Source organism: Ruegeria sp. CDSC081 (genome assembly GCF_059610485.1).
Genome location: NZ_JBXWNS010000003.1, coordinates 408221 through 435100, shown reverse-complemented (window position 1 = coordinate 435100; position 26880 = coordinate 408221). Strand labels below are relative to the sequence as shown.

Annotated in this window: 24 protein-coding genes and 1 tRNA gene; 19 read left to right on the top strand and 6 right to left on the bottom strand. The window is 55.1% G+C overall.

Annotated features, from left to right (window positions below):
• Positions 1–25: 25 nt before the first annotated feature.
• Complete coding sequence (locus tag AC2FH9_RS07580) at positions 26–1036, bottom strand: LacI family DNA-binding transcriptional regulator (protein WP_106607283.1); 1011 nt, start codon at positions 1034–1036, stop codon at positions 26–28.
• A 197-nt stretch (positions 1037–1233) separates the two neighbouring features.
• Here AC2FH9_RS07580 and dctP point away from each other — a divergent pair, with 197 nt between their 5' ends.
• From dctP to AC2FH9_RS07510, 14 genes are all read left to right on the top strand, one after another.
• On the top strand, positions 1234–2235 hold the full coding sequence (gene dctP / locus AC2FH9_RS07575; RefSeq protein ID WP_496676989.1) for a TRAP transporter substrate-binding protein DctP: 1002 nt from the start codon (positions 1234–1236) through the stop codon (positions 2233–2235).
• An 81-nt stretch (positions 2236–2316) separates the two neighbouring features.
• The gene (locus tag AC2FH9_RS07570; RefSeq protein WP_496676992.1) at positions 2317–2904 is read left to right on the top strand and encodes a TRAP transporter small permease; all 588 of its coding nucleotides are present in this window, start codon (positions 2317–2319) and stop codon (positions 2902–2904) included.
• The gene (locus tag AC2FH9_RS07565; RefSeq protein ID WP_496676995.1) at positions 2898–4190 is read left to right on the top strand and encodes a TRAP transporter large permease; all 1293 of its coding nucleotides are present in this window, start codon (positions 2898–2900) and stop codon (positions 4188–4190) included. The genes AC2FH9_RS07570 and AC2FH9_RS07565 overlap by 7 nt, the downstream gene beginning before the upstream one ends.
• A 148-nt stretch (positions 4191–4338) precedes the next feature.
• The gene (locus AC2FH9_RS07560; RefSeq protein ID WP_496676997.1) at positions 4339–5604 is read left to right on the top strand and encodes an FAD-dependent oxidoreductase; all 1266 of its coding nucleotides are present in this window, start codon (positions 4339–4341) and stop codon (positions 5602–5604) included.
• A gap of 31 nt (positions 5605–5635) precedes the next feature.
• A complete protein-coding gene (locus AC2FH9_RS07555; protein WP_496677000.1) occupies positions 5636–6784 on the top strand; it encodes a mandelate racemase/muconate lactonizing enzyme family protein in 1149 nt (382 codons plus the stop codon).
• A 50-nt stretch (positions 6785–6834) separates the two neighbouring features.
• Entirely contained in the window at positions 6835–7695 is an 861-nt protein-coding gene (locus AC2FH9_RS07550; protein WP_496701830.1) for a dihydrodipicolinate synthase family protein, read from the top strand.
• 30 nt (positions 7696–7725) lie between these two features.
• Positions 7726–8826, top strand: a complete 1101-nt coding sequence (locus AC2FH9_RS07545) for an Ldh family oxidoreductase (RefSeq protein WP_496677006.1) — start codon at positions 7726–7728, stop codon at positions 8824–8826.
• A gap of 320 nt (positions 8827–9146) precedes the next feature.
• A complete protein-coding gene (locus AC2FH9_RS07540; protein ID WP_106607585.1) occupies positions 9147–10394 on the top strand; it encodes a sarcosine oxidase subunit beta family protein in 1248 nt (415 codons plus the stop codon).
• Positions 10395–10405: 11 nt separating this feature from the next.
• Complete coding sequence (locus tag AC2FH9_RS07535; protein WP_106607275.1) at positions 10406–10693, top strand: sarcosine oxidase subunit delta; 288 nt, start codon at positions 10406–10408, stop codon at positions 10691–10693.
• Positions 10690–13647: a sarcosine oxidase subunit alpha family protein gene (locus tag AC2FH9_RS07530; RefSeq protein ID WP_496677010.1), complete on the top strand. Its 2958-nt coding sequence runs from the start codon at positions 10690–10692 to the stop codon at positions 13645–13647. The genes AC2FH9_RS07535 and AC2FH9_RS07530 overlap by 4 nt, the downstream gene beginning before the upstream one ends.
• Positions 13640–14203 carry a sarcosine oxidase subunit gamma gene (locus tag AC2FH9_RS07525; RefSeq protein WP_142638799.1) on the top strand — a complete coding sequence of 188 codons (564 nt, stop codon included), beginning with the start codon at positions 13640–13642 and terminating at the stop codon, positions 14201–14203. Before AC2FH9_RS07530 ends, AC2FH9_RS07525 begins: the two co-directional genes overlap by 8 nt.
• Positions 14204–14802: 599 nt before the next feature.
• Positions 14803–15237 carry a hypothetical protein gene (locus tag AC2FH9_RS07520; RefSeq protein ID WP_480600795.1) on the top strand — a complete coding sequence of 145 codons (435 nt, stop codon included), beginning with the start codon at positions 14803–14805 and terminating at the stop codon, positions 15235–15237.
• Positions 15238–15876, top strand: coding sequence for a TIR domain-containing protein (locus tag AC2FH9_RS07515; RefSeq protein ID WP_496677014.1), 639 nt, complete (start codon positions 15238–15240; stop codon positions 15874–15876).
• A 2-nt stretch (positions 15877–15878) separates the two neighbouring features.
• The gene (locus AC2FH9_RS07510) at positions 15879–16391 is read left to right on the top strand and encodes a toll/interleukin-1 receptor domain-containing protein (RefSeq protein ID WP_496677018.1); all 513 of its coding nucleotides are present in this window, start codon (positions 15879–15881) and stop codon (positions 16389–16391) included.
• A 1316-nt stretch (positions 16392–17707) separates the two neighbouring features.
• Here the strand turns inward: AC2FH9_RS07510 and AC2FH9_RS07505 are convergent.
• From AC2FH9_RS07505 to AC2FH9_RS07485, 5 genes are all read right to left on the bottom strand, one after another.
• Positions 17708–19282, bottom strand: a complete 1575-nt coding sequence (locus tag AC2FH9_RS07505; RefSeq protein ID WP_496677021.1) for a relaxase family protein — start codon at positions 19280–19282, stop codon at positions 17708–17710.
• On the bottom strand, positions 19276–19704 hold the full coding sequence (locus AC2FH9_RS07500) for a plasmid mobilization protein (protein ID WP_082643591.1): 429 nt from the start codon (positions 19702–19704) through the stop codon (positions 19276–19278). Before AC2FH9_RS07500 ends, AC2FH9_RS07505 begins: the two co-directional genes overlap by 7 nt.
• A gap of 19 nt (positions 19705–19723) precedes the next feature.
• Positions 19724–20644, bottom strand: coding sequence for a hypothetical protein (locus AC2FH9_RS07495; protein ID WP_496677025.1), 921 nt, complete (start codon positions 20642–20644; stop codon positions 19724–19726).
• Positions 20645–20668: 24 nt separating this feature from the next.
• Positions 20669–20745, bottom strand: a tRNA-Pro gene (locus AC2FH9_RS07490).
• A gap of 115 nt (positions 20746–20860) precedes the next feature.
• Positions 20861–21976 (bottom strand): THUMP domain-containing class I SAM-dependent RNA methyltransferase, encoded by a 1116-nt coding sequence (locus AC2FH9_RS07485; RefSeq protein ID WP_496871175.1) that lies wholly within the window; start codon positions 21974–21976, stop codon positions 20861–20863.
• A 276-nt stretch (positions 21977–22252) separates the two neighbouring features.
• On the opposite strand from AC2FH9_RS07485, the gene AC2FH9_RS07480 reads away from it, so the two are divergent.
• Genes AC2FH9_RS07480 through nqrE form a run of 5 tightly spaced genes read left to right on the top strand, consistent with a single transcriptional unit; the run spans position 22253 to position 26879 of the window.
• Positions 22253–23596, top strand: coding sequence for a Na(+)-translocating NADH-quinone reductase subunit A (locus AC2FH9_RS07480; protein ID WP_496871174.1), 1344 nt, complete (start codon positions 22253–22255; stop codon positions 23594–23596).
• A gap of 5 nt (positions 23597–23601) precedes the next feature.
• Positions 23602–24810: an NADH:ubiquinone reductase (Na(+)-transporting) subunit B gene (locus AC2FH9_RS07475; protein WP_282027194.1), complete on the top strand. Its 1209-nt coding sequence runs from the start codon at positions 23602–23604 to the stop codon at positions 24808–24810.
• Positions 24803–25618 carry a Na(+)-translocating NADH-quinone reductase subunit C gene (locus tag AC2FH9_RS07470; protein WP_496677034.1) on the top strand — a complete coding sequence of 272 codons (816 nt, stop codon included), beginning with the start codon at positions 24803–24805 and terminating at the stop codon, positions 25616–25618. The genes AC2FH9_RS07475 and AC2FH9_RS07470 overlap by 8 nt, the downstream gene beginning before the upstream one ends.
• Complete coding sequence (locus tag AC2FH9_RS07465) at positions 25618–26271, top strand: NADH:ubiquinone reductase (Na(+)-transporting) subunit D (RefSeq protein ID WP_282021773.1); 654 nt, start codon at positions 25618–25620, stop codon at positions 26269–26271. Before AC2FH9_RS07470 ends, AC2FH9_RS07465 begins: the two co-directional genes overlap by 1 nt.
• A complete protein-coding gene (nqrE, locus tag AC2FH9_RS07460; RefSeq protein WP_142636377.1) occupies positions 26271–26879 on the top strand; it encodes an NADH:ubiquinone reductase (Na(+)-transporting) subunit E in 609 nt (202 codons plus the stop codon). Before AC2FH9_RS07465 ends, nqrE begins: the two co-directional genes overlap by 1 nt.
• The last annotated feature ends 1 nt before the right edge of the window (position 26880 follow it).

The following is a 26880-nucleotide window of genomic DNA, read 5'->3' as shown; positions in this document are numbered from 1 at the left end:
TCAATACGATAGAACGCGACATACTTTAACGATGTGAGCTAACGCTATCAGTCAGGATCAATTCTGTCGGGACGAGAGTGAGTTTAGTTGGCGCTGTCGGATCCGAGATACGGCTTAGCAGATGTTGAATGACAACTCTCCCCATCTCTTGCAGATCAATGCTTGTCGTACTCAGCGGCGGATTGGTGTGTTGCAACTCATCGATCCCCTCGTTCGCGATCAACGAGAAATCTTCTCCGATTTTTTTTCCCAACCTCTGCAAACCGGCTTTCAGTCCAAGGGTGACGATAGCATTATATCCGATGGCAGCAGTCGGCGGATCTTCGACATCCAGAATTCTCGCCGCTGCTTCGTATCCCTGAGCACGAACAGGGCGGCATTCGAAAACAAGCGCACGATCGAACTCTTGACCCGCTTCGTCAAATGCTTGCCTGATGCCTTTCATGCGACGGTTAAATGGGGAAATATTGACTGTGCCGCCAACAGCGGCAATGCGTCTGTGACCAAGGTTAAGCAGATGTTTTGCCGCCGTGTAACCCGCAAGTGTCTCATCAGCCACGACTGAATCGATGGGATAGCCACTGATCTCTCGCGAGACACACACTATTGGGGGGCTGAATTTCTTCATCTCTTCCAGGTCGGTCGCCTGAGTTCCAATCGCAGGAACCAGGACGATGCCATCTGCATTGTACTCAGACATTTTCCTGATGAATTCGGATTGTCTCTCCACTTTTTCATCCGTATTGCACAGGAAGACCGTTTTTCCTACTTTGGCAAGTTCACCTTCAATCGCTCCCAGAATCTCGCTGAAGGACGGGTCGGACACGTTGTTAAGCACGATACCCACCGTGTCGGTCTTTGACTTCCTCAATCCTGCCGCGGAACGCTGATAGACATAGCCAGATTCGCGCAGCGCTTCTTTGACCCTGGCGCGCGTCTGGTCCGAGATTCGGCTGTTTTCCTTCATCGCCAAAGAAACAGTTGCAGTGGAAAGTCCTAACTGTTTTGCGATTTGACTAAGGGTCGGCTTCTGCATTCTTATTATTTTTCCTATGGTTATGGTTGCCTAGGGTAGTAATTTCCAACGTTCTTTCGGGCAAGTTGCCCATGAGAAGTCAGAGTTAATCGATTTAATTTGATTTGTAAAAGTTAATCGATTAACTTGAAGCGGCACCGACGGAAAGCAGTTTACGCATTCCGGAGCGCAAGCGCAGTTTCAACGGGAGGAAAACTATGAAACTCGGAAAATATGCATTCGGCATAATCTCGGGTCTGGCGTTGTCAGGCCTACTTGCAACAACAGCCCTCGCCGACACGGTCAGGCTGAAATTGGCCGGGACCTATCCAGTCAACCACTTCGGCCATGAGATTGTCGAAAACATGATCAAAGAGATTGAAGACGCAGACGTAGGCGTGAAAATCTCCTATTTCCCGGCCTCACAGTTGGGATCCGGCGAAGAACTGATCGAGGATGCCATTCGCGGCAATATCGACCTTGTACAAGCGTTCATCTACGCTCAGGCCGATCCTCGGCTGGAAGTCATGAACCTGCCAGGGTTGGTGACGACTTTTGACGAATTGAAAGCGGTCTACGGCAACCCGGACTCCAAGTTTAACCAGATCCTGGCCGGGATCATGGACGACCTGGGGCTGGTCTATCTTGCCAATACCGGCGAAGGGTTGGTCGGTATTGTCGCGAACGAAAAACCTACCGATTATGCCGGTTTCGGTGATAAGGGCGTGAACATCCGCGTCTGGAGTTCAGAGGTCGCCAAAAAGACCACCGAAAGCCTCGGGTATCGGACGACAACGATGAACTGGGCGGAGGTTCTGCCAGCGCTTCAATCTGGCGTCATCGACGGAGCGATCTGCTGTACGCCGGAATGGGCCTATTCGACCTTCGCGGCCGCCGGCGTGGGGAAATACTTTATTCCCGTGAACACGGCTATCGAAGCGTCATCATTCTATGCCAGTGGCAAGTCCTGGGAGAAGTTGAACCAGGAACAGCGCGACGTTATCCGGGCTGCCGCCGAGAGAGCCGCCAACGTTGCGATCAACACATCCTGGGACCGCAATCAAGGCTTCGTCGAAAAGCTGAAGGAAGCTGGCTGGGAAATTCTTGAGTACAGCCCTGAAGAGCGCGCTGCGATGGTTGCCCACATCCAGGAAAACGTCTGGCCGGAACTGGCGGACGTGGTTGGGCAGGACCTTATCGACGAGCTGACCGCCAAGTAACCAAGATTTTCTTTGGTTGCTCATTAATTGGGGATGCCGTGATTGTCTGGCATCCCCCTCTTAACGGGGAGTGAACTTTCGATGGTACTATTTGAAGATGCATTGCCACCCGGTCTGAGCCGGTTCGTTCGGCTGATGGTTTGGATCAAGTCGGTCCTGGTGAGCGTCGCTCTACCGATACTGCCGATCACATTCTTTTTCGTTGTGCTGTTTCGCTATGTTCTGGAACGCGATCTTTTTGCCTACGAAGAATGGCTCATGCCGATCTGCTTCTGGATCTTCTTCTTGGGCAGTGCGCTTGGCACTTACTACGACAAGCAGATCAATGCTGATCTTCTTGATACAGTCACCGAAAATTCAACACTGCTGTGGCTTCGCAAGCTCGTGATCCAGATCATCGAGTTGTCGATAACGCTGGTACTTGTTTACTGGGCCTGGCTGATGATTGCGGATGAGATCGCGGCATATCCTGGATGGAAAACCACCATCGCCCTGAAGATTCCGTTTATTGTTCCACGCTTTGGAATTTTCGTGGGGTTCGTGTTCATGGCGTTCTACAGCGCCTTGTCGATCTTCCTGATGCTGCGCGTGGGCCCCGATCGATATGCCGAGGCCATGGAGAATGCGCGACGGGCAGAGCCCGATGAGGAGGAGGTTGTGACATGGTAATCCTCATCGCCATAATCCTTATCTGCGTTCTGCTGGCAATCGGCGTCTCGGTTCCATTGGCCTTTGGCGGTGTGCTGATCCTTCTGGCCTATACCGGAGGGTACGATGTCTCTGGGTTCTTCGCGACGGGCCACTGGAAGATGAATTCAGTTATCCTGCTGGCCATTCCTCTTTTCATCATGGCTGGCGATATTATGCAGCGGGGCAAAATTGCAAAACCGATCGTTGAGATTGCCGAGCTCATGTTCGGCCATCTCCGCGGCGGGCTAAGTGCTGCCTCGGTCGTGGCCAGTGCGATGTTCGGCGCAATCTCGGGCAGTGGTGCGGCCACATTGACTTGCATCGGTTCGATCATCATGCCGCATCTGCGCAAGGCACGGTATCCCGCAGGCATTTCCGGCGCATTGGTGATCTGTGCAAGCCCCTTAGGCCTATTGATCCCGCCAAGCGGCGCGCAGTTGCTCTATGCCTGGGTCGGTCAGTTGAACGTTCTTGAATGTTTCCTCGCAACGGTCGTACCAGGGCTGATCCTTACGACCCTGTTGATCATCGTGAATTTCGTGATCCTTCGGAAGGATACCGAAATTCAGGTTACCGAAGTTCCGGACCGTTTCTTCCGTGCACTTGCTGGTAAAACAGCCATCGCAACACCGGCGATCCTGATGCCACTGATCATTCTGGGCGGCATTTATGGTGGCATCATGACGCCCACCGAAGCCGCTGGCGTCGCCGTAATTTATGCCATTCCGGTGGGCTTCTTCGTCTACCGCGGCCTGACACTCAAAACCTTCTATGAAAGTATGAAACACTCGGCGATCACGATCGGCGTGGTCATGGTCATGATCTTCACAGTCTTAATCGCCAGCCGCTTCCTGATTTTCGAAGATATTCCCGGTCTCGCCGAGGATCTGATCTATTCCATTTCAGATAACCCAATAATGATTTTCCTGATGCTCAATCTGGTCATGCTTCTGATTGGTATGCTGATGGACGATATCAGCGGAATCATCCTGAGCGCATCGCTTCTGCTACCCATCGCTGTTGGAGCTGGAATGGATCCAATCCACTTTGCCGCAGTTCTTGGTGTTAATCTTGGCATGGGCAACATCACGCCGCCAACGGCACCGCTTCTGTATCTCGGATCGCAAGTGACAGACGTGCCGGTCCGACAACTGATCTGGCCGACACTGATTTTCATCGTGTTTGCTTGGCTGCCAACTTTGCTGATCACCACATTTATCCCTGGGATCGCTCTTTGGTTGCCGAACATGTTCTTCGGCTCCTAGCAACACGAAAACACCAGCCAGAATAGAAAGAAGTTGGTATGCAAAACTCTGTTCCTTCAAACCGGGCGACGGTTGTCGTGGCTGAAATTCTGGCTCCGAAAGCCAATTTTGATTTCGCTGCCCACGCTCATATCACGGACAAGTCGTGATGGCGGACGCGCTCATAATCGGCGGTGGGCTGATTGGCATCACAACGGCCCACCGATTGGCCAAACGCGGCTGCTCGGTCGTGCTGGTGGAGGCCAACGAGGATGTCGGTCTTGGTGCCAACTTTGCAAACGGTGCGATGCTGGTGCCTTCACAAACTATGCCATGGAATTCGCCAGGGATATTGTCCACGCTTTTGAGGTCAATCGTGACACAAAATTCCGCAGTGCGGATCAAGCCGAAAGCTATCCCGTCCCTGTTCAAATGGGGCCTGCAATTTCTCAAGAACTCAAAGCCGCATCTGCACGAACTCCATACGCGCCGATTGCTCGAACTGGCGCTCTTTTCCATGGATGTCTTTGAGGAATACTACAAAGGATACGCAGACCAATTCGAACCCAAAAAATGTGGCACCATCAAAATCTACCGCGACCAACCAGGTCTGGAAGCCCAGATCAGATCCAATCGTCACCTCAGTGAGGTTGGGCTAGATTGGGAGGCACTAACGCCTGATCAAACTGTTGAGGCTGAGCCGCACCTTCAAGCGCTGGCCCCGCAGCTGGCAGGCGGAATTCGTTTTTCCGCTGATGTGGTGGCGGAATCGCGAAAATTCTGTCAAATCCTCCGCGATGACCTCGTCGCTTCCGGTCAGATAATACATGTTAGTTGCCAAGCCAATGAACTGCTGATGTCAGGCGAAAAGGTCATCGGCGCGCGTACAACAATCGGAGATATTCGGGCGAAGAATACCATTCTGGCCCTTGGGGCCAATACAAGAAAATTGGCTGCAAACGACGCAAGATCAATCTTGGTGCGCCCCGTGAAAGGGTACTCGGTCACATACGATACAACCGGCGTCAACGACCTGCCTTCGTATCCCGTTATCGACGAAGGGATGCATGTCGGGATTGTTCCAATAAATGGCAAATTGCGCGCTGTTGGAATTGCCGAGTTCGCCGGGCATGACGACACTCTAAGCCCCAAAATAATCCGGCAACTCGATCGCCTGACCAAATCCGTTTACCCCAACCTTGCGCAGACGCTTGACGGCTGCAAGCGCGAGCCGTGGACTGGATTCCGCCCGATGAGTGCTGACGGTTTGCCCTATATCGGCGAAGCATCCAGCAAGGGGCTTTGGGTCAATACCGGGCACGGCCATCTGGGTTGGACCCTCGCCACCGGGTCGGCAGAGTTGCTTGCTGACCTCATCATGGGCAAGCCAACAGCCTTGGACGCATCCAGCTATGCAGTAACTCGATCACACTAGACAGAAGATAAACCTAATGGAAGACAAGGTCATGAAAATAAAAGATATTCGCCTCACACGGCTCTTTTCCAAGTTCAAGACGCCCTATGTCTGGGCCATGGGCAAGAATCTTGGTCAAACAACAATCCTGATTGAGGTCGAAACGGATGCGGGCGTCGTCGGCTACGGCGAAACCGCCCCGACGATGACGTCCCCAGAGGCGATCCATGCGCTCTTACTAACCGCTAAAACGGTCCTGATAGGGCAGCCCATCACTCAGATCACCGATTTGATGAAACAGCTCTTTACGCAAAATTTTGGACATCACTATGCCAGCCAATCTCATCCAAGAATAGGCAATTTTGCGTTTGCAGGTGTTGAATTGGCCCTTTGGGATGCACTTGGCAAATCGTTGGATCTGCCGGTTCATGCCCTGTTGGGTGGGAAGATCCATGACACGGTGAGTTTCATGGGGTTTGTCCAGGGAGACAGTACGGAAGAGGTTGCAGCACATGCCGGTCAGTTGGCGTCGGACGGCTTTGAAGTGATTTACCTCAAGGCCGGATACACCAACGATAAAGATATGGCCAATGTCGAAGCTGTCAGAAAGGCAATTGGCAACAAGCGACTTCGGATCGACCCGAATGAGGCCTGGGACTTGATGGAGGCCCAGGTGATGATCAATAAGCTCGCCAAGTATGATCTCGAGATGGTTGAACAGCCGGTGTCGGCGATTGCCGGCGTTCCGGCATTGAAGGCATTGAAACAATCCTGCTCAGTCCCAATTGCCGCCGACCAGTCCGTGTACACACTAGAGGAGGCTCACTCGATGTGCTCCAGCGGTGCGGCAAGCCTGCTGACTGTGGGTCTGCACGAAACTGGAGGTATTCTTGGGTTCCGCCGCGTCGCTGCGATAGCTCAGGTATTCGACATCAACGTGTGTATTCACGGTGTTTGGGAGACCGGAATTACCACCTGCGCCTCGATACAAGCTGCGTCGGGTGTTCCGAATTTGGATGATGGCAATCAGATCATGTGGCAGCTCCTGCAAGAGGACATCGTCGAAAGCCCGGATCTGACGCCAAATGCCGGGAAAATTCCGGTCATGTCCGCCCCTGGCCTTGGATTTACCCTGAACGAGGACGCCGTTGGTCGGGCCGCAGAAGCCTACGACAAGAAGAATGGTTTGGAGGTAACATGATAGCATTGCAAGACAATTCACCTGCGGTCGTATCGCCCGGCATTTATCCAATGCTCTATGCGTTCTTTGACGATCGCGGTGTATTGCGCCAGGATCCGTTTCGGCGTCAGGTGGATGCGGCTTTGGGCACCCAGGCTGCCGGAGTTGCGATTCTGGGGTTGGGTACGGAGGTCTCGAAGCTCTCATTCGATGAGCGCGTCGAGGTCCTTGAAGTCGTCGCGAAGCGCATTGATGGACGCAAGCCGCTCTTAGCGACCGTCTATGGCGATACGATCACCGAGCAGATTGAGTTTTCGAAGCGAGCAATTCAAAGCGGTGCGTCGGCGCTGATGCTCCAGCCTCCCTCGCAGAAAATGGACGATGCAAAGCTGGCGGGCTTCTTCTCCGAGATTATCTCGGCGGTCGATTGCCCGATTGGGGTCCAGAATGCGCCGGAGTTCCTTGGCTTCGGACTAAGCAACCAGAGCTTGATCGCGCTTGCGAATGACCACAAAAATTTCACCATCGCGAAACTGGAATGCAACGCCGTCGATCTTGAGTCTGTTGCGTCAGAGCTCGGGGATAGCGTGATGCTTTTCAATGGCCGCTGCGGACTGGAATTACCTGACAACCTGCGCGCGGGTGCCAGTGGGCTGATCCCGGCGATTGATACGGTAGATAAGACCAGCGAAATTTTCGCTGAATTCACTGCTGGGACCGAAGAGCGGGCCGATAAGCTATATGCCGATCTATTGCCGGTTCTCTGCTTTATCATGCAGGGAATTCCACATTTCCTGACCTATGGAAAGATGCTGGCCGCAGCGCGTTTGGGAATTGAGCTTGGCGGCAGTCGAGAACCCTCATTGCCAGCGACTGATTTCGGCGCAGCATGCATCCACCGGTTCTCGAAACACTTGGGACCGTTGAATTGAGATATTCCGCAACATCACCAGCCATGAACAATGGCCCAAACACCAAAAGAAGAAAGTCATGAAAAATACTGCGCTACACATTTCGATTTCGTTCCGTGCCCGGCTGAGGAGGCTTTTCTAATGACCGTCGTAAACCTATCGCTAAGTGAGATACATGATCTCGCACTAGAAGCATTCACCCAAAATGGATGCGACCCTCAAAACGCCGGGGCCCTGACCCGGACGGTTGTTGCTGCTGAGCGAGACGGGTCTCATTCCCACGGCTTGTTCAGGGTGCCCGGATATGTGGCATCCCTACGTAGTGGGAAGGTCAACGGCGCCGCCGATCCGCAGATTTCCAACAAATCACCTGTAATTGTTAACGCGAATGGCGACGATGGGTATGCCCCCTTGGCAATCGAGCGAGGTATTCCAGCGCTGGCGAAAGCAGCGAGTGAGTTCGGTATCGCAGCAATGACTCTTACCCACACGCATCATTTTGCCGCCCTTTGGCCAGAAGTTGAGGCATTGGCCGAACAAAATTTGGCAGGGATGGCTTGTGTAAGTTATATGCCAAATGTCGCACCACATGGTTCAAACAAGCCTTTATTTGGTACCAATCCGCTCGCTTTTGCCTGGCCACGGAAAAACAAACCACCATTTGTATTCGACATGGCAACTTCCGCAATGGCCGGCGGCGATGTAGCAATTGCCGCAAGAGATGGCCATTCGGTCCCCCTTGGAACCGGATTGGATGAAAATGGCAATGAAACCACCGATCCGGCAGCAATCTTGAAAGGCGTTTTGCTTCCCTTCGGAGGGCACAAGGGTTCTGCTATTGCAACGATGGTTGAACTCTTGGCGGCTGGTGCGACCGGTGAACGGTTTAGCTATGAAGCGCAAGATGCCGACAACGGTGATGGTGGCCCTCCCCGTGGGGGAGAGTTTTTCCTGGCATTTTCGCCATCACTACTGGCCGGTGAAGGTTGGGAGGGCCATTGCGAAGAGTTTTTCGAAAAATACGAGGCAATTCCGGGATCTCGTCTGCCGGGCGCAAGGCGCCACAACAACCGCAATGATACAACCAACCGTGCCATAGATGCGAAACTTGTCGCCACCATTCAAGAGCTTTGTAGTCGTCCCGATTCGTGAATCAGGCACAAGATCGCCATTTGGTTGCCTGAGTTGTCTTTTGGAGGGTGTCGCATTTGATCGCGTTTACCCGCCCGATACGCAAGTATCGGGCACGCGTCCGCCCACCCGGGCGAACGCCCAGCACTGTAAGCGATACTTGAACTGCGACTCCTATTGGCGTTGAAGGTGATTGACGAATTGGAAGTTAATCGATTAACTTATGAGCATTAAGCGTTCCAGAACATGGGATTCGGCATTGCCCACATCAGCGTTGAAACTGGCCGGTTCCACGAACTGGGTGCCAAATGGGCACCCATGCCATAAAGGAAAAGAATGCCATGAGGTACTCAGGGCTAAGAGTCATTAGAGAGGCCTTGAATGGCCAAAAAGGTTGGAAGCCTGCTTGGCGCAATCCGGAACCCAAACCCAATTACGACATCATTGTCATTGGCGGCGGAGGCCACGGGTTGGCGACTGCACATTACCTAGCGACGAAATATGGTGAGAAAAGCATCGCAGTGGTCGAAAAAGGCTGGATTGGGTCCGGCAATGCCGGGCGTAACACGACAATTGTGCGTGGTGACTACACTTTGCCTCCAAATACCCGCTTCTACGATCACAGTGTTGGCCTGTGGGAAAAGATGGAGCGGGAGTTGAACTTCAATGTCATGCACTCACAGCGTGGCTTGTTGTTCGTGCACCACAACGACTCAGAGAGGGACGACCACTATCGCAAAACCAACATCATGCGGATGCAAGGCACAGATGGCGAGATTTTGGGGCCTGAGCAGGTGCGCAAGATGTACCCCTCGATGAATTTCGACGGACGTTTCCCTATCACGGGTGCCTATCTTCACCGGCGCGGTGGCACCGCCCGCCATGACGCTGTGGTCTGGGGATATGCGCGGTCGGCCGACAGGCGCGGAGTAGATATCCTTCAGAATTGCGAAGTTATGGGGTTCCGGATTGAGCAAGGTAAGGTCCTGGGGATTGAGACAACCCGCGGGTTCATCGGCGCAAGGAAGGTTGGTGTCTCGGTAGCTGGAAATACCAGCCGAGTGATGGACATGGCGGGCATTCGTACCCCAATCGAAAGCCATGTTCTTCAGGCTTTCGTGTCTGAAGGGCTCAAGCCCATCATTCCCGGCCAAGTCAATTATGGCGCAGGTCACTTCTATATTTCGCAGTCGGACAAAGGCGGCCTGGTTATGGGAGGCGACCTGGATCAGTACAATTCCTGCGCCCAGCGGGGCAACCTGCCGGTCTTTGAATCGGTGATTGAAGCCGCTGTGACCTTGTTCCCAATGCTGTCGCGCGCTCGTCTTTTGCGGGCATGGGGCGGTTTGCAGGATATGTCCATGGATGGCCATGCGGTGATCGACGAAACGCCGATCAAGGGTCTCTATTTGAACGGCGGCTGGTGCTACGGCGGATTCAAAGCAACACCCGCAGCCGGCGAATGCTTTGCTCATCTTCTAAGCACAGAACAGCCGCATGAACTTGCCAAGCCCTATCGTCTTGACCGGTTCCGGACCGGCTACCTGCTTGATGAAAAGGGCCAAGGCCCGAACCCGAACCGGCAGTAAGGAGCGGTCAAATGATTATCAATCACCCTCTTTTGGGGCCGCGTGACCGGCAGGAATTCACCTATCTCGGCGATGCTTGCCTGATTGACCGTCCCGACTGGCAGGCCGGGAACGCGATGGATCAGTTTTACGAATACGTCTACCTGCGTGATGATCCAGCCGGGGAGCACCGCGAGCTTTGGTATCACGAGCATGGCGACCGCTCGTGGCTAGTCGTAACACGCAACACGGTGACGCATGAAATCACTAATGTCGAACTGGCCAGCGATGTGGCCCGCAAGCAGGGGCGCAGCAAATGACCCAATCCAACCGTTTGAATGGCGGCCTGATCAACCGCGGAAAGCCACTGAACTTCAATTTCGATGGGCGTGCCTATCTGGGGTATGAGGGCGACACGCTGGCGTCTGCCCTGATGGCCAATGGCGTGCGTTTCCTGGGTCGATCGTTCAAGTATCACCGTCCGCGTGGTATTTTCACCGCTGGCTCCGAGGAGCCAAACGCGCTGGTCGAATTGCGCAGTGGAGCCCGGCAGGAACCAAACACACGCGCTACAGTAGCGGAGCTGTACGAAGGGCTGGTTGCTTGCTCACAGAATTACAAGGGCAGCTTACGTTACGACCTGCTTGCCCTGAACGATTTGTTCTCGGATATTCTGAGCGCCGGTTTCTATTACAAGACGTTCATGTGGCCGGCGGCTTTCTGGGAGAAAGTCTATGAACCCATCATCCGCTCAGCTGCAGGCCTTGGTCGCCTGTCTGGGGAAGATGACCCGGATGAATATGAAAAGGGCTTCCTCCATTGCGATCTGCTGGTGATTGGGGGTGGGCCCGCTGGCCTGATGGCGGCACTGACCGCGGGCCGTGCAAGCGCAAACGTCATCCTCGCGGATGAAGATAGCCGTTTTGGCGGGCGCCTGAACGTCGAACAGGAAGATGTCGACGGAAAGCCTGCGGTCGAATGGGTTGAGCAGACTGTGGCCGAGCTAACCGCGATGGACAATGTGCGCCTGATGCCGCGAAGCACGGCGATGGGGGCCTTTGACCACGGGGTTTACGGTGTGGTTGAGAGGGTGCAGGACCATCTGCAAACCCCTGTGGCAGGGAAGCCGCGGCAGACATTGTGGCGGGTTTATTCAAAGCGCGCGATCCTTTGTGCCGGGGCAACCGAGCGTCCAATTGCTTTCCCGGACAACGACCGTCCGGGGGTGATGCTGGCAGGATCGATGCGGGCCTATGCCAACCGCTGGGCTGCAACCCCCGCGCGGAAGGTGGCGGTCTTCACCAACAATGATGATGGCCATCGCACTGCGGTAGACCTGATGGCAAAAGGTGTTGATGTCACAGCCATCGTCGATGCCCGGCTGGATGCGCCGACACTGACGGATGTGCGGCTGATCAGTGGCGCGCATGTTATCGGCACCAAGGGGCGGCATGGCCTGAGCAGCATCCGGGTCCGTCAAGCGGATGGCCACGAGGAAACGCTAGCCTGTGGCGCCTTGGGCGTGTCTGGCGGCTGGAATCCCAACGTCCACCTGACCTGCCACCAGGGCGGCCGTCCTGTCTGGATTGAGAGTATTGCAGCTTTCGTTCCCGGCCGGAACATCCCAGTTGGCATGTCGGTGGCGGGTGCGGCCAAAGGCCTGTTTTCGACTGAAGACGCATTGCGCAGCGGGGCGGAAGAAGCTGTGGCTGCCCTGGAAAGCCTGGGTATCGCCGCCAGCGCATTGAAGCTGCCGCGCGCCGATAACGGCGCCTATAACCTCCAGCCACTTTACCATGTGCCCCATGGCAAGGGCCGGGCTTGGCTGGACCAGCAGAACGACGTGACCGTCAAGGACGTTAAGCTGGCACATCAGGAGAACTACCGATCGGTCGAGCATCTCAAACGCTACACTACTCTCGGCATGGCCACTGACCAGGGCAAAACTGCTAACGTCAATGCTTTGGCAATAATGGCCGAGCTGACCGGCAAATCGATCCCCGAAACGGGAACGACGATTTTCCGGCCGCCCTATACACCGGTTGCACTGGGCACAATCGGCGGGCGCACGGTGGGCAAACACTTCCACCCGACGCGCGAAACCCCGACTGACAAATGGGCCAGGGAACACAATGCGCCCTTTGACACTGCTGGCGACTGGATGCGGGCGCGTTGGTTTCCGCAGCCGGGCGAGACCCATTGGCGCCAGTCCGCTGACCGAGAGGCCTGTAACGTGCGCAAGAATGTGGGCATCTGCGATGTGACCACACTGGGAAAAATCGACGTTCAGGGCGCGGATGCCGCGTCATTCCTGAACAGGGTCTATGCCAATGGTTTTGCCAAGCTGGCAGTGGGTAAGGTGCGCTATGGCATCATGCTGCGCGAAGATGGCGCCTGTTACGATGACGGCACCGCTGCACGGTTGGCGGAAGAACACTTCGTCATCACGACCACTACAGCCAATGCCGGGGCGGTTCTGAGAAACATGGAATTCGCCCGTCAATGCCTGTGGCCGGACATGGACGTGCAGCTGATCTCAACCACCGAGGCCTGGGCGCAGTTTGCTGTTGCCGGACCGAAATCGCGCGAGCTGCTGCAGCGGATTGTGGACTCTGAGTTCGATATCTCAAACGAGGCATTCCCGTTCATGGCCTGCGGTTCCGTGACGCTGTGCGGCGGCCTGAGGGCACGTCTGTTTCGGATCTCATTCTCGGGTGAACTGGCCTATGAATTGGCTGTTCCCACCCGTTATGGAGATGCGCTGTGGCGCCGAATGCTAGAGTTGGGGCAAGATCTTGGAGTAGCTCCCTATGGTCTTGAAGCGCTCGACATCATGCGCATTGAAAAAGGCCACCCGACGGGTCGCGAACTCGACGGCAGGGCCACCGCACTGATGCTGGGTATGGGGCGCATGGTGTCCCGCAAAAAAGACAGCATCGGCAGCACAATGGACCAGCGGGAGGGGGTGACTGATCCCAATGGATTGCGCCTTGTCGGTCTGAAGCCCGTGAACCAAAGCGAAGTGATAACCGCCGGTTCCCAGTTGGTGAATGAAACTGCGCCTGTTCATATCGACAGCGAACAGGGGCATGTGACATCAGCCTGTATCTCGCCACATCTGGGGCACTCCATCGGAATGGCCTTTCTCAAAGGCGGTGATCAGCGCATGGGCGAGATTATCCGCGTAGTCGATCCCGTGCGGGGAACCGATGTAAAGGCTCAGGTCATTCCCACACATTTCTTTGACCCGGAAGGAGGGCGCCTGCGTGCTTGATCTTCAATCCATCACCCCGCTTTGGGGAGAAACGCCGCGTGTCGACCGATTCAATGGGCTGACAATCACTGAGGTTCCGAACCGGGCGCTTGCCTCGCTTGCATTGCGTAGGGGGCGCGAAGACGAAGGCCGGAAAGCGGCCGAGGCCATGCTGGGATTAGCTTTGCCTGCGGTCGGGAAGCACGCCGCAGCGGGCTCATACGCGGCTAGCTGGTTTGCGCAGGATCAGTGGCTGATCTCCGCAGAAATCCCGGAGCATGAACTTATGTCCTACCAACTCGCGGATGCCGTGGAGGGCCTAGCCTCGGTAACAGAGCAAACAGACGGCTGGTGCCGTTTTGATCTGGAGGGTGCGTGCCGGGGTGTGTTTGAACGTTTGAGCGGCGTCAATCTGGCTGCGATGGAGCCCGGGAGCGCCACACGCGCGCTGCTGGAGCACCTTAGCTGTGTGATCATCTGCTTTGAAACTGCCAGCCACTACGCGGTTCTTGGCCCGCGCTCTTACGCGCGCTCTCTGCACCATGCTTTGGAGACTGCCGCCCGTTCGGCCCTTTGAAATATCGGCTTACTTTCTGAACTAACCCGCCGCTACTGCGACCGCGGCGGAACCACGTACAGGAGACTTCCCATGACAACTGCTTGATCTTTTGGCCCTAGGTACCAAAGCTTAGGGTTAACCACGCAGTTGTCCAGTTTCGGCTTCGTCCGCGACTTGTGAATTCCACGTGTGATTCTCGCTGCAGCCTGTATGAATGACCGTTGCTTCCGCTGCATAGCGGCACCGAACTTGTTGCTCACTTGGCATTCCTGACGCTGCGAGTGCAAGCAGCGAGAAAATCCAAGGAACAGGTTGGGCTCGCACCGGACTTTCTCTGCGACGGGCCCGAATTGGTCGAATGAGCCCATTCCCGACTTTACCGGTCCAACAGAGCGCTGCATACGCATTCAGCTGGTCGTAGTCCGAAAGCGGACTTGAAAGTTCTGCACCAAGTGCGGAAAGCGAAAAATTCGCTGCAGGTGCGAGATCAAATCGCGTTGTGAAACAAAGCAGACGTCATGTCTAGCGACTTCCGCTGGAAATCTTAGATTACTCAAGTACATTCCAGTCAAATGCACGCTGAGATTGAATTTACGCATAGAGAACGAGGTAATTGAATGGGGGACAGCCAAATCCAAGACGAGAGTATTCGGATCGCGCATCTAACCATGTTGCAAGGCGTCATTACGAGAATGGGGGCAAACTCGTTTACCCTCAAAGCTCTTGCTGCGACGTTTGGGAGCGCGGCGGTTGCAGTCATGGCCACCGTGGAGACGCCTTCGCCATATTATGCGGTTGCAGCCATAGTGCCGATGATCATTTTTTGGCTGATGGATGCGCAGTATTTACGCCTCGAGCGAGCTTATCGAAAGCTATACGACCACGTGCGAAGAGGGGAAGAAATCGAAGCCTATAGCCTCGAAGCAACACCGTTCATGCAGGATACATCTTCAGTTCTTCGGCTGGCGCTTTCGTGGTCCGTGAGCTGGTTTTATTTGGCGATTTTTCTGTCGCTGGGCGCGGTCGCATCATTGATTTTTTGTGGGGTATAAATGGCTAGTATTTTCGGGGCTATACCCGCTCAAACCGCCAAGCGGCGGGTTTTCTTTTCCTTCCATTATCAGAACGACATCTGGCGAGTGAACCAGGTGCGAAACTCATGGCGCTACAACCATGAGAACACGCGCGAGTCAGAGGGGTTCTACGATGGAAGCATTTGGGAGAACTCTCGTCGAACAGGGCCAGATTCTCTTAAGAGCTTGATCCGAGAGGGAATCAAAAACACATCAGTGACTTGCGTTCTTGTTGGGGCGGCAACTTATGAGAGAAGGTGGGTTCGTTACGAAATCGCCAGATCAGTAATCAAAGGGAACGGGTTGTTGGCCGTTAGGATTCATCTCATGGGCAACCAGCAAGGATACGCTTCTCAAGCGGGGCCTAATCCGCTTGATTACATGGGGGTGTACAATACGGGCAACGCAATACGCTTGGCCGAGAGGATGAACGGGAAATGGGTGAAGTATGAGGACTATACTCAGGCGGTAGATCTTCCCGCAACTTGGATCAAGCCACACGACAACACTGTAATCAAGCTTTCTCGTTATGCCGGATTGTATTGCTATAGGACGAATGGTGGTGGCGCGAATTTTGCATCTTGGGTGAGGCAGGCAGCCGCTGACGTGGGTAGATAGATATGATCAGTCAATCTACTATTCGCACTTATGCCAGTCGTGCTGGTTCTCAAAGGTCAGATTTTGTTGTGAATCGAGCCGTGCGAGAAGGAAAGCAAACTGCTTTTCTCTCACATAGTCATCGGGATGCAGAGCTGGCGAAAGGGTTGCAAGGCTTTTTACAGTCGCAGGGGTGGCTCGTTTACATCGATTGGGAAGACAGATCGATGCCATCGCGCCCTAACCGCGAGACCGCGCAAAAGATCAAGGAACGCATCAAGCGGCTTGATTGGTTTTTGTATCTGGCGACGGCCAATTCATCTTCAAGTCGATGGTGCCCGTGGGAGATCGGATACGCAGATGGGGTTAAGCATATAGACAAGATTGTGATTGTGCCGACGCGAGATAGCTCGGGGCGCAATCACGGCAACGAATATCTCGAATTATATCGTCACGTAGAATCTGCGAGGGAAGGCGGATACGGGCTTTTCAGGCCAGACAATCGTGGCGTGTTGCTAAACAAGGTTACTAGTTAAGCACACCTGACAGTCCGCTCTAATACATTGAACAGCTTGCAATCTCGGAGACTAGGTCCAGACGCGTCGCCTCCACACTCGGTGCCACCGATCTCCATTCGGAATATCTGCACAGTGCATGAACGGCAGGAATACCGTGTGTACACAGCATCCTGTTTTCTGGTCGAAGGTCAGTTATGGGCCGTTGACCGCGTTAGACGTCCCCTGCATCATTTGAAAAACAACAGGCGCAGAGATGACCAAGAGTATAACTCAAGATGACAGGGAACTTCTTTTGGTGGAGTACCAACCTCTTAGGGAGGAAGTTAATCGAACCGTTGACCGAATGACGGCTAATGAACTTGCCTGCTCTGCGTTTGTATTTTCGATCATACTGTTTCAATTTTCTACGGACAATGTAACGTCTATACCAAACTGGATCGTGGTTCCGTTTGGAGCATCCTTGGCGATTGTCGTAGCGTTCGTGGGGTACGAACGTTCCAAGGTGTTTAGGCGCCATATGGACCAAGTTGAAAATTACCTGGCGGACATAGAACGAGCGCTCAGCGGTCAGTTCGGCTGGACCAATCATTATCGAGACGTCATACAGCCGTCTGATGCAAGACAGACCGGTTCTCGCCGAGTGCTATGGCACATTCTACGGTTCGTAGCACTGGCAAATTTTGTTTTCCAGAGTGCCGCACTTCTTAATCCGGTGGCCTAGCCTCCAAAACTTTCAGGATAGTTTTCTACAACAATGAATGACTGCTGTGCAGAATGCAATCGCAGCATTCGACCGCGCCGCTCTACGTCGGTTACGGGCCGCACGGAGCTATGCAAAGTCTACTTTTGCACCGTTGCTGCCATTGGTGATGATCAGTGCCGCCACCGCAGCGAAGGTCTGCTTGGTGGCCTTCCTGCCAAGTAGCCTGTGGCACGGCGATCGAGGGTCATCGGTCTGGATGCACGTTCTTAACGGGATTGGGCGGCAGTTTTATTGGGATTCAGGCGTCAATTCACTGAGAATACGCAGTTGAGCGCTAGGCTAGAACAACTTGGCCTATTTTGATCATTTTCGCATCGACCCCAAGTTCTGGTATCAAGTAGCCGTTTTTGGTCCTGAACACATTCCGCAAATACTGATTTCCGTCAGTGTCCATAAACAGACACCGTAAGTTGTAGCAATCGCCCCAAACCCCTGCAATTGCAACTAGTGGAATGCCTATCGGTAGCGAGTCGACTCTTTCAAATTCTCTGTAGTCAATCCCGCAGGCGCAGGATTGGCGGAAGCTCATGGTGAAGCGTTCGTGATGAGTGGGCATCGTCATTCCTTCAGATCAAAGATGGAAGCCGTAGTCTTGGTCTCGTTCAAGCAGCCCATGATTCAGCTCTCTTGCAGCAGAGTTTCGGCGGCTCTCGCTAGCTTCAAACTCGTCTGCAAGTTCTCTTCCAGCGTGGTGTAGTTCTGTTCTTCGGTCAGCAAGTCGGCCAATGTAGCTACGGACTTGAGATGTGATTTCATCAGCAGCTCGATGCACTGCGTTAAGCCATTTAGCCTGGCCTCGATCCCGGTCGTCGAGCGTTCTTCCAAATTGCGCAATTCCGAGGCGGAGGTCTCGCAAGCCGTCACCAACTGCTCGACGCACGCGAGCAAATCTCGCTCCAAGGCTGTCAGGGATTGGTCCATCTAGTTTGGCTCCACTCTGATGCAAGAAACCAATCGGCTCGCCACCGAACAGGTGCGCATGCTTGATGTTTCTGGCGGCAGGATCAAATAAGTCGCTCCCTCGTGAAGTACCGCCTGGATGCCCAACCTCTCTAGCTGCGTCGAGGCGGCTATCGTTGAGAGTTTCCAGCTCCACAGAAAAGTCAGTCCTAAGGTTGCTGCGATCAACACCATACAGGCCGTTATCACCGCCCAAGGTGAGATCTGAATCAGGAATTTGATCTTGTCGATGTGACTCTGCCAGGTCGTCCCGCTCCAATCCAAAAACGTGCGGGTATCGGCTTCGATTGTATTCCGCGCGAGTGTTACACATGCTTGAATATCGCTCCTGAAGCTCTGCAATTGAGAATCCATCAAGGCGGCGTGCTCTTTTCGGATCTTGTCCAAGTCCGCGTTCAATTTCTCGCTCAGCCGGGTCGGCTTGCCAGTCGTCATGGAAAATCTCTCCTTTCAATCGCCAGCGTTCGCCTGTGTCGGGGTCTTTGGCCGTGATGTAATTTTTGCTTACGCGGGGGATATCGAAACCTGCGTCGGTCAGGGCATCGACCATGCTTGCGCGGTCGGTGATGGTGCCGATGCTGATCTGGTCTAAGATCCATTCGTGGAGTTCTTCGCGGCCCTGTGCCCTAGTTGGGGCCTCAACGGTGGCTTGAACCTCCTGTGTGCGTTCCAGATCCATCGGATCGGCCCAGTCGTGCGTCTTGTTCATTAAGTCGCGCAGACTGTCATAGGCTGTCCGATAGCCAGGTGGTGCGATGTTGAGGCTTTTACCGGTTGTCAGCTCCAAACGCGGTGTACAGAAATGCAGCTCAACTCGGTCTTCGTGGCTGTGCCGGACCCAGAGCAAGTCGAATTGCTCACTGTCCATACCAGCGAATGCCAGTGCCTCGAAGGCGTTCATGACTTCGACCTGCTGGGCTACGGTGGGTGCGTCCTCGCTGGCAAAGCTGATGACGCCCGCGCGGTAGGTCCACTGATTGCGACTGGCGTCGATCAGGGCCTCGGTGCGGGTGGAATCGCCGCGCAGCACTTCAGGCAAAGGATCGCGTATGACCGTCATGGGCTGGCCATCAGCATCGCGGATTAGATCGCGATTGGAGTCATAGGCCAAGACCTCACGCGTGACGAGATAGCCAACTGGACCAGCACCCGCGCCTTTGCCATTGGGAAAGAACTTGATCAGCATTGTCGTGCCTCATCAAGGATCTTGGTAAGCTGGCGTTCAATCACAACCAGTTGTCGGGCGACGGCCAGCGTATCCATGTCAACCCGACCAATCAGAAGCGCCCGATTCACAACCCGCGCAACCTGGTTGAGGTTACCGCCAATGCGCCCTAGTGCCAGGACCAGAGCGGGGTCGACGCGAGGCGCAGGCTTGCGACGACGTGCTTCCGTCAGACCCAAGGCTTCGCGCAAGAGGGTCGCGGCAGACACTCCGGCAGCTTCGGCTTTGGCGCGAAGCTCAGCCTTCTCAGCAACGCTACATCGAAAGACGAAGGTCTCGGTGAGCGGCGCTTTGGCGGGCGGCGTGCCTCCGCCGGTGGGGTTCGAAGGGGAGGCTTGCCACCCCTCGCAAGGTCCCGTGTCAGCAGCGCCAGCGTATGACATGGGTCGCCTTGCTCTTTGCTCAGACCGCATGGCACAGTTCCTGCTTCGATGGTGCAAACAGGGTCCAGCCTTCGGTGATGAGCCAGCTGCGCAACACGGGCCACTCGTTCTTGTTCGTTGGAGGGAACCTGCCGGGGAGCCAGTAGCCGCGCTCGTTGTTTTCGATGGCTTCAGGAAGTACCCGGTCGATCCAAGCACCAAACATTCGTTCGGTGAACTGCTCCCATTGGCGGCAGCCGAAAGATTGGCGCGAGACGAATTCGGGTTGCGCACTGCCCACGCGCGCCGAGTCGGATGGCCCACCATTCGGCAGATCCGGCTCAAGCGCGAGGTTTTGTTCTATGGATTGTTCTTTCTTTATATAGGAAAGATCACCCATGCGCCCTTTGTCTCTCACGGGCGAACCCTTTCGCCCTTCTGAAAGGCTCATCGGTGCATCCTTTTTCCTCCGGCGAAACGGGATGATTTTTGTTGGGGAGCGAAGGTCGTATTCTGTGTGATTGCCTGCGCCACGCCCTTCAGTTCGAAACAGCCAACCGAACTCGACAAGCTGTTTGAGGCAGCGTTTGATGGTTGCTAGCGACATTCCGACCAGGAACTCATCAAGCGTTTTTAGTGAGGGATTGAGTTGGCCGGTCCTGTCGTTGGCGAACTGTACCGAAAGCGCTGAGGCAACTACCTTAGTTGACGAGTTGAGGTCAGCGCATTGCAGAACGGCCTTGAGCCATTCAAAGCGATTGAGCCTAGACATATGCGCCTCCCGCGATTGCGGACCGGCTGCGAATTTGGTATTCTGTTCGTGCGGATAAATTTGCATTACCGTTGAGGTGGGTGGCCGCCCCCTCAGCGGTTTTTCTTTCACTTTTCTTCGGAAACCAGACCCTGAAAACAGAATAATCCGGACAAAATCCGGGTATGCTGCGGTGGCGGCGCAGTTCATTCGTATTTAACTGATTGATTTTATTGGTCGGAGTGAGAGGATTCGAACCTCCGACCCCTGCCTCCCGAAGACAGTGCTCTACCAGGCTGAGCTACACTCCGACCGTGGCGGGTGATTTATACCTGAGGGTTTGGATGTGCAAGAGGGATTCTGGGTCTGGTTTGTGATTAGTAACAGGCTTTGGACAGGCTCAAAATCCCTGTGGTTAGCCCCATGTCAGATCAGGTGATCAGTGCGATAAAGTCGGATTTTTGTGCCGCCGTGATCCACTACCGGCCCTGCCGGAAGCAAAGGAAGGCGCGTGGCATGGGCCAGGGATGGGGTGCTTGTAACGATGCCAACGCGCCAGCCTTTGAAGCGTGACATCAGAACCTTGCCGAAACTCCCATACAAGGATCGCAGCCGTTTTTCATCGCCTATCCGGGCGCCATAAGGGGGGTTTACGATCACCAACCCTTCAGCACCTTGCGGGGGCTTCAGATCGCTGATGGAGTGGCAATGAAATGTTGTATTGGTCGAAACACCGGCTTGTTCCGCGTTGGCTTTTGCGGCCTCGATCGCGCCTGCATTCCTGTCGGAGCCGAAGAACTGAACCTCGGGGGCAGGGGGTTCTGACCCGGCGCGCATGTCGGACCAGATGTCGGGATCAAAACTCCTTAGGCTTTCGAATGCAAAATTACGCGTGCGACCGGGAAGCAGGCCCAATGAGATCTCGGCAGCCTCGATGACGAAAGTGCCCGACCCGCACATGGGATCCAGCACCGGTTCGGTCCCGTGATAGCCACATTCGCGCAGGAACATGGCCGCCATTGTCTCGCGCATGGGGGCCTTGGCGACGGAAGTCTTGTGACCTCGCTTGTGCAGGGGCTCTCCGGAGGTGTCGATCGAGAATGTGCAGATGTCTTTCTCAATCCGCAAAAGCACGCGCAGGGCTGCATCTGTCGAGATTGGAGTCCCCAGTGTCTCGGCCAGCGCTCGTTCGATCCTTTGGCGCGCGGCACCCGCATGATAAATGCGCGATTTGCGGCTTGTCGCCTCGACTTTTACCGGCACTTCCGGGCGCAGGAAATCTGACCACGGAAATTTTCTGGCGCGTTTGTCCAGTTGTGCCAGATGGACAGCGGGAAAGCTGCCAATTCGAACCAGAACTTTATTTGCGCCCCGAAGGCAAAGGTTGGCACGCCATACTTCGGGCCACCCGCCCCGACAAACCACGCCACCAGCAATGACCTTAGCATCGGCGAATCCCTGTTCGGTGGCCTCGGCATGCAGCGGCGCCTCTAGTCCGGGCGTTGCTACCAGAAAAATTTCCAGATCGTTCGTTTGTTCCATCAAGGGTGCTTACACCGGACATGATCGGGGCGCGACAGGCAATTTCAGCGAAAGTGATACAAGAAAGTGAATACCGTGAGGGAATTTTGACGGTTACAGGTTTGCTTTTGGTATCATCCCCGCGTAAAGGGGCCACAATCAGAGGGACGGCCGCGGATTTCAGTCGCAATTCGACGCTTTTGCGACGACTGCTTGGAATTCTCGCGTTATTGTCTGACACTAGATAGGTGTTGGCTCAGCCGGCACAGGTAAAGAGGCTTGGAAGACCGTAGCGACATGCAAACTTTCAAACTGAAAAAAGGGTTGGAGCTGCCGGTGCAAGGCGCACCGGAACAAACCATCCATCCGGGTCCAGAATTCAAGACTGTTGGGGTTTTGGGGGGCGATTACCTTGGCTTGAAACCGCGAATGCTGGTTCAGGAGGGGGATGACGTTCAACGTGGCACTCCGCTTTTCTGTCACAAGGACGCACCCGAGGCGATGATGGTCGCCCCGCTAAGTGGTAAGATCGTTGCCATCAACCGTGGTGCGCGCCGGGTTTTGCAAAGCGTTGTGATCGAGGTTGCGGATGCCAACGACACGGGTATCGATTTCTCGGGTGTTGGTGATGCGGACAGCGCCGAGGGTGTTACCGCCAAGCTATGCGCCGCGGGGTTGTGGACCGCTTTCCGTACGCGTCCCTATTCCAAGATGCCAGTTCCGGGCACTAAGCCAGCAGCGATTTTCGTCACCGCCATGGATAGCGAGCCACTGGCCGGAGATGCAGAACTCATCATCAATGACGCGGGCAAAGCATTTGCGGATGGTCTGGTAGCCGTATCCAAGCTGACCGAGGGCAAAACCTATTTGTGCCAGCAGGACGGTGCTTCAGTTCCGGGTAGCGATCTGCCAGACGTAGAGGCGGCGGCATTCTCTGGTCCGCATCCTGCGGGTTTGGCCGGAACCCACATCCATTTCCTCGAACCGCTTGCGGGCGAAAAGCAGGTCTGGACCATCGGGTATCAAGATGTCATCGCCATTGGCCGCCTGATGCAGACGGGCCATCTGGACCCTAATCTGGTGATCGCCCTGACTGGCCCGGGTGCCCGTCAGCCGCGCCTGATCCGTACGGTGATGGGAGCGTCGACCGAAGACCTGACCAGGGATGAGATTGATGTGGAGGGCACGGCACGGATCATTTCGGGCTCGATCCTATCTGGTCAGCATGCGGATGGCCCAACGGCTTATCTGGGGCGTTTTGCAAGGCAGATGACCATCATCCGTGAGGACCACGACCAGATTCCGATGGGTTGGATCCGCCCGATGCCTTCGAAATTTGCGGTTCAGCCGGTGCTGGGTTCTGCTTTCGCCAGAAAGCTGTACGCGCTCAGCTCGAATCTGAATGGGGGGCGCCGCGCCATGGTGCCTACGGGTACGTTCGAAGAGCTGATGCCGCAGGACTATCTGCCGACGCAACTGCTGCGGGCACTACTGGTGATGGACACCGATACTGCGCAAGCTCTGGGCGCGCTAGAGCTGGACGAAGAGGATCTGGGCCTTGTCGGCTTTGCCTGTCCGGCAAAATATGAATACGGGCTGGCGTTGCGCGACTGCCTGAACAAGATTGAAAAGGAGGGCTGATCCAAATGGGTTTGCGCAGCTTCTTCGATCGGATCGAGCCGAACTTTACCAAGGGCGGCAAGTACGAAAAGTATTTCCCCATCTACGAGATGGTCGAAAGCTTTATCTACACTCCGAAAACCGTGACCTCTGTGGCCCCGCATGCGCGGTCTTACGTGGATATGAAGCGGATCATGACCTATGTCGTGATCGCGACCATTCCCTGTATCCTTTGGGGGATGTGGAACACCGGCTATCAGGCCAACTCGGCCATCGCCAGCCTCGGGCCGGACTCTGCCACCGGTTGGCGCATCGCTCTGCTGCAGATGTTTGGTATCTCGCTGGACCCCAGCAGTGTCTTTGCAAATGTGATGCACGGGTTGATGTATTTTCTGCCTATCTACATCGTCACACTGGTCGCAGGCGGTATATTCGAGGTCATCTTTGCCACCGTGCGCGGCCATGAGGTGAACGAAGGTTTCCTTGTAACATCAATGCTTTACACTCTGATTATGCCGGCCACTACACCCTTGTGGCAGGTGGCTTTGGGCATTATCTTCGGTGTGGTGATCGGCAAAGAGGTATTTGGCGGCACCGGCAAGAACTTCCTTAACCCCGCGCTGGTTGGTCGTGCGTTTTTGTACTTCGCTTATCCTGCTCAGATGTCGGGTGACTCGGTTTGGACCCCGGTTGACGGGTTCTCGGGTGCAACCGCGCTGGCGGTGTCAGCGGCCGAGGGCGTACAGGCTCTTGCTGCCGAAGGGATCACATGGTCCAGCGCTTTTTACGGCACCATTCAGGGCAGCTTTGGCGAGACCTCGACCTTGGCCTGCTTGATTGGTATGGCCTTCCTGCTGATGACCAAGATTGCCAATTACCGCCTGATCGTTGGCTGTCTGGCCGGGACCATCGGATTTACTCTGCTGCTGAACCTGATCGGGTCGGATACCAACCCGATGTTCGCGATGCCGTGGTATTGGCATGTGGTTCTGGGTGGGTATGCATTTGGCCTGGCCTTCATGGTGACCGAACCGGTTTCCGCCAGCCACACCAACCTGGGCCGCTATATCTATGGCGCTTTGATCGGTGTGATGGTTGTGATGATACGCGTGATCAATCCGGCCTTCCCCGAAGGCATGATGCTGGCCATCCTGTTCGGCAATGTCTTTGCACCGCTGATCGACTATTTCGTCGTGCAGGCCAATATCAAACGGAGGGCGCGTCGCCATGTCTGATCCGCAACCTCAAGAACCCAAGGGCGCATTGGCTCGCTTTCTGGCCGCCTCGCCGGATTCGGTTGGCAAGACGATCTTCGTCGCCGTTGCCGTCTGTCTTGTTGCCTCGATGGTGGTCTCCGCTGCTGCGGTCAGCCTGCGCCCGGTGCAAGAAGCCAACGCGCTGAAGGACAAACAGGTTAACGTTTTGCAGGTGGCTGGTGTCTTCGAGCCGGGCATAGACGTGACCGAAGCCTTCGCTGCGTTCGAGCCGCATGTGCTCGAGCTTGCCACCGGCGAATTTGTCGACGATCAGTTCGATCCGGCAACCTTTGATGACCAGGCTGCTGCAAGTGATCCTGAACTCAGCGTAGCATTGGACACTGACCCGGCGGGTATTGGTCGTCAGGCCAAGTACCGAGTGATCTATCTGTTGCGCGATGATGCGGGCGATTTAGACAAAGTGATCCTGCCGCTGCATGGTTATGGCCTGTGGTCGACGCTCTATGGTTTTATCGCTCTAGAAAGTAACGGCAACGACATCTACGGCCTGCAGTTCTATCAGCATGGTGAGACCCCCGGCCTTGGCGCCGAGGTGGACAACCCGCGATGGAAAGGTCTGTGGAATGGCAAGAAATTGCGCGACGATGCAGGCGAGCTGCAGATTACCGTCGCCAAGTCGCAGCCCGCCGCCGGTCCCGATTTCTATGTCGACGCGCTTGCTGGGGCCACTCTGACCTCGGTTGGTGTCGATAACCTGGTGAAATTCTGGATGGGTGACGCGGGCTACGCCCGGTTCCTGGCCAAACTGCAAGCAGGAGAGTTTTGATGTCTCAGACCAAGAAAGAGATGCTGGTCGACCCGCTTGTCGACAATAACCCGATCACGCTGCAGGTCCTGGGCATCTGTTCCGCGCTGGCCGTGACTTCTTCGTTGCAGGTGGCCTTTGTAATGGCGCTGGCTGTGACCTTCGTGACCGCCTTCTCGTCGATGTTCATTTCGATGTTGCGCAACCAGATACCCGGCTCAATCCGGATCATCGTTCAGATGGTGATCATCGCGTCGCTGGTGATCCTGGTGGATCAGGTTCTCAAGGCCTATGCCTTCCAGATTTCGAAAACACTGTCGGTTTTCGTCGGGCTGATTATCACAAACTGTATCGTGATGGGCCGTGCCGAGGCATTTGCGATGAAGAACCCCCCGATAGCATCTTTTATCGACGGTGTTGGCAACGGCATGGGCTATGGGCTGATCCTGCTGCTAGTCGGCTTTATCCGCGAGCTGTTGGGGGCCGGGTCGCTGTTCGGTGTCACCATCTTGCAGACTGTGAACAATGGCGGCTGGTACGTACCCAACGGTATGCTGCTGTTGCCACCTTCGGCGTTCTTCATCATCGGCCTGATCATCTGGGTCTTCCGTACATGGAAGCCGAACCAGGTCGAAGAACGTGAATACAAAATCCAGCAGGTAGAGGCGCACTGATGGAAGGGCTTATCTCACTGGCCGTAAAGGCCATCTTTGTCGAAAACCTTGCGCTCAGCTTCTTTCTTGGCATGTGTACCTTCATCGCCGTGTCCAAGAAGATCTCGACCGCGCTGGGTCTTGGGATCTCGGTCATGGTCGTGCAGGCGATCACCGTTCCCGCCAACAACCTGTTGCTGACCTATCTGCTGAAGCCGGGCGCGCTGGCCTGGGCCGGGTTCCCGGATGTGGACCTGACCTTCCTTGGCCTGATCTCGTATATCGGTGTGATCGCGGCCATGGTTCAGATCCTTGAGATGGTCTTGGACAAGTATTTCCCACCGCTCTACAACGCGCTGGGGATTTTCCTGCCTTTGATCACGGTGAACTGTGCCATCCTGGGTGGATCGCTGTTCATGGTCGAGCGGGATTATAACTTTGCAGAGGCGACGACCTATGGTCTGTCTTCGGGCTTTGGCTGGGCGCTGGCGATAACTGCAATGGCGGGCGTGCGCGAAAAGCTGAAATACTCGGACATTCCCGACGGCCTTCAAGGTCTGGGGATCACCTTTATCACCGCGGGACTGATGGCGATGGCCTTCATGTCCTTCTCGGGCGTGAAACTGTAAG

Bases quoted from the DNA above. Each gene is read 5' to 3' on its own strand.
- AC2FH9_RS07580 (WP_106607283.1), bottom strand. From the start codon at position 1,036: ATGCAGAAGCCGACCCTTAGTCAAATCGCAAAACAGTTAGGACTTTCC.
- dctP (WP_496676989.1), top strand. From the start codon at position 1,234: ATGAAACTCGGAAAATATGCATTCGGCATAATCTCGGGTCTGGCGTTG.
- AC2FH9_RS07570 (WP_496676992.1), top strand. From the start codon at position 2,317: ATGGTACTATTTGAAGATGCATTGCCACCCGGTCTGAGCCGGTTCGTT.
- AC2FH9_RS07565 (WP_496676995.1), top strand. From the start codon at position 2,898: ATGGTAATCCTCATCGCCATAATCCTTATCTGCGTTCTGCTGGCAATC.
- AC2FH9_RS07560 (WP_496676997.1), top strand. From the start codon at position 4,339: ATGGCGGACGCGCTCATAATCGGCGGTGGGCTGATTGGCATCACAACG.
- AC2FH9_RS07555 (WP_496677000.1), top strand. From the start codon at position 5,636: ATGAAAATAAAAGATATTCGCCTCACACGGCTCTTTTCCAAGTTCAAG.
- AC2FH9_RS07550 (WP_496701830.1), top strand. From the start codon at position 6,835: ATGCTCTATGCGTTCTTTGACGATCGCGGTGTATTGCGCCAGGATCCG.
- AC2FH9_RS07545 (WP_496677006.1), top strand. From the start codon at position 7,726: ATGGCCCAAACACCAAAAGAAGAAAGTCATGAAAAATACTGCGCTACA.
- AC2FH9_RS07540 (WP_106607585.1), top strand. From the start codon at position 9,147: ATGAGGTACTCAGGGCTAAGAGTCATTAGAGAGGCCTTGAATGGCCAA.
- AC2FH9_RS07535 (WP_106607275.1), top strand. From the start codon at position 10,406: ATGATTATCAATCACCCTCTTTTGGGGCCGCGTGACCGGCAGGAATTC.
- AC2FH9_RS07530 (WP_496677010.1), top strand. From the start codon at position 10,690: ATGACCCAATCCAACCGTTTGAATGGCGGCCTGATCAACCGCGGAAAG.
- AC2FH9_RS07520 (WP_480600795.1), top strand. From the start codon at position 14,803: ATGGGGGACAGCCAAATCCAAGACGAGAGTATTCGGATCGCGCATCTA.
- AC2FH9_RS07515 (WP_496677014.1), top strand. From the start codon at position 15,238: ATGGCTAGTATTTTCGGGGCTATACCCGCTCAAACCGCCAAGCGGCGG.
- AC2FH9_RS07510 (WP_496677018.1), top strand. From the start codon at position 15,879: ATGATCAGTCAATCTACTATTCGCACTTATGCCAGTCGTGCTGGTTCT.
- AC2FH9_RS07505 (WP_496677021.1), bottom strand. From the start codon at position 19,282: ATGCTGATCAAGTTCTTTCCCAATGGCAAAGGCGCGGGTGCTGGTCCA.
- AC2FH9_RS07500 (WP_082643591.1), bottom strand. From the start codon at position 19,704: ATGTCATACGCTGGCGCTGCTGACACGGGACCTTGCGAGGGGTGGCAA.
- AC2FH9_RS07495 (WP_496677025.1), bottom strand. From the start codon at position 20,644: ATGAACTGCGCCGCCACCGCAGCATACCCGGATTTTGTCCGGATTATT.
- AC2FH9_RS07485 (WP_496871175.1), bottom strand. From the start codon at position 21,976: ATGGAACAAACGAACGATCTGGAAATTTTTCTGGTAGCAACGCCCGGA.
- AC2FH9_RS07480 (WP_496871174.1), top strand. From the start codon at position 22,253: ATGCAAACTTTCAAACTGAAAAAAGGGTTGGAGCTGCCGGTGCAAGGC.
- AC2FH9_RS07475 (WP_282027194.1), top strand. From the start codon at position 23,602: ATGGGTTTGCGCAGCTTCTTCGATCGGATCGAGCCGAACTTTACCAAG.
- AC2FH9_RS07470 (WP_496677034.1), top strand. From the start codon at position 24,803: ATGTCTGATCCGCAACCTCAAGAACCCAAGGGCGCATTGGCTCGCTTT.
- AC2FH9_RS07465 (WP_282021773.1), top strand. From the start codon at position 25,618: ATGTCTCAGACCAAGAAAGAGATGCTGGTCGACCCGCTTGTCGACAAT.
- nqrE (WP_142636377.1), top strand. From the start codon at position 26,271: ATGGAAGGGCTTATCTCACTGGCCGTAAAGGCCATCTTTGTCGAAAAC.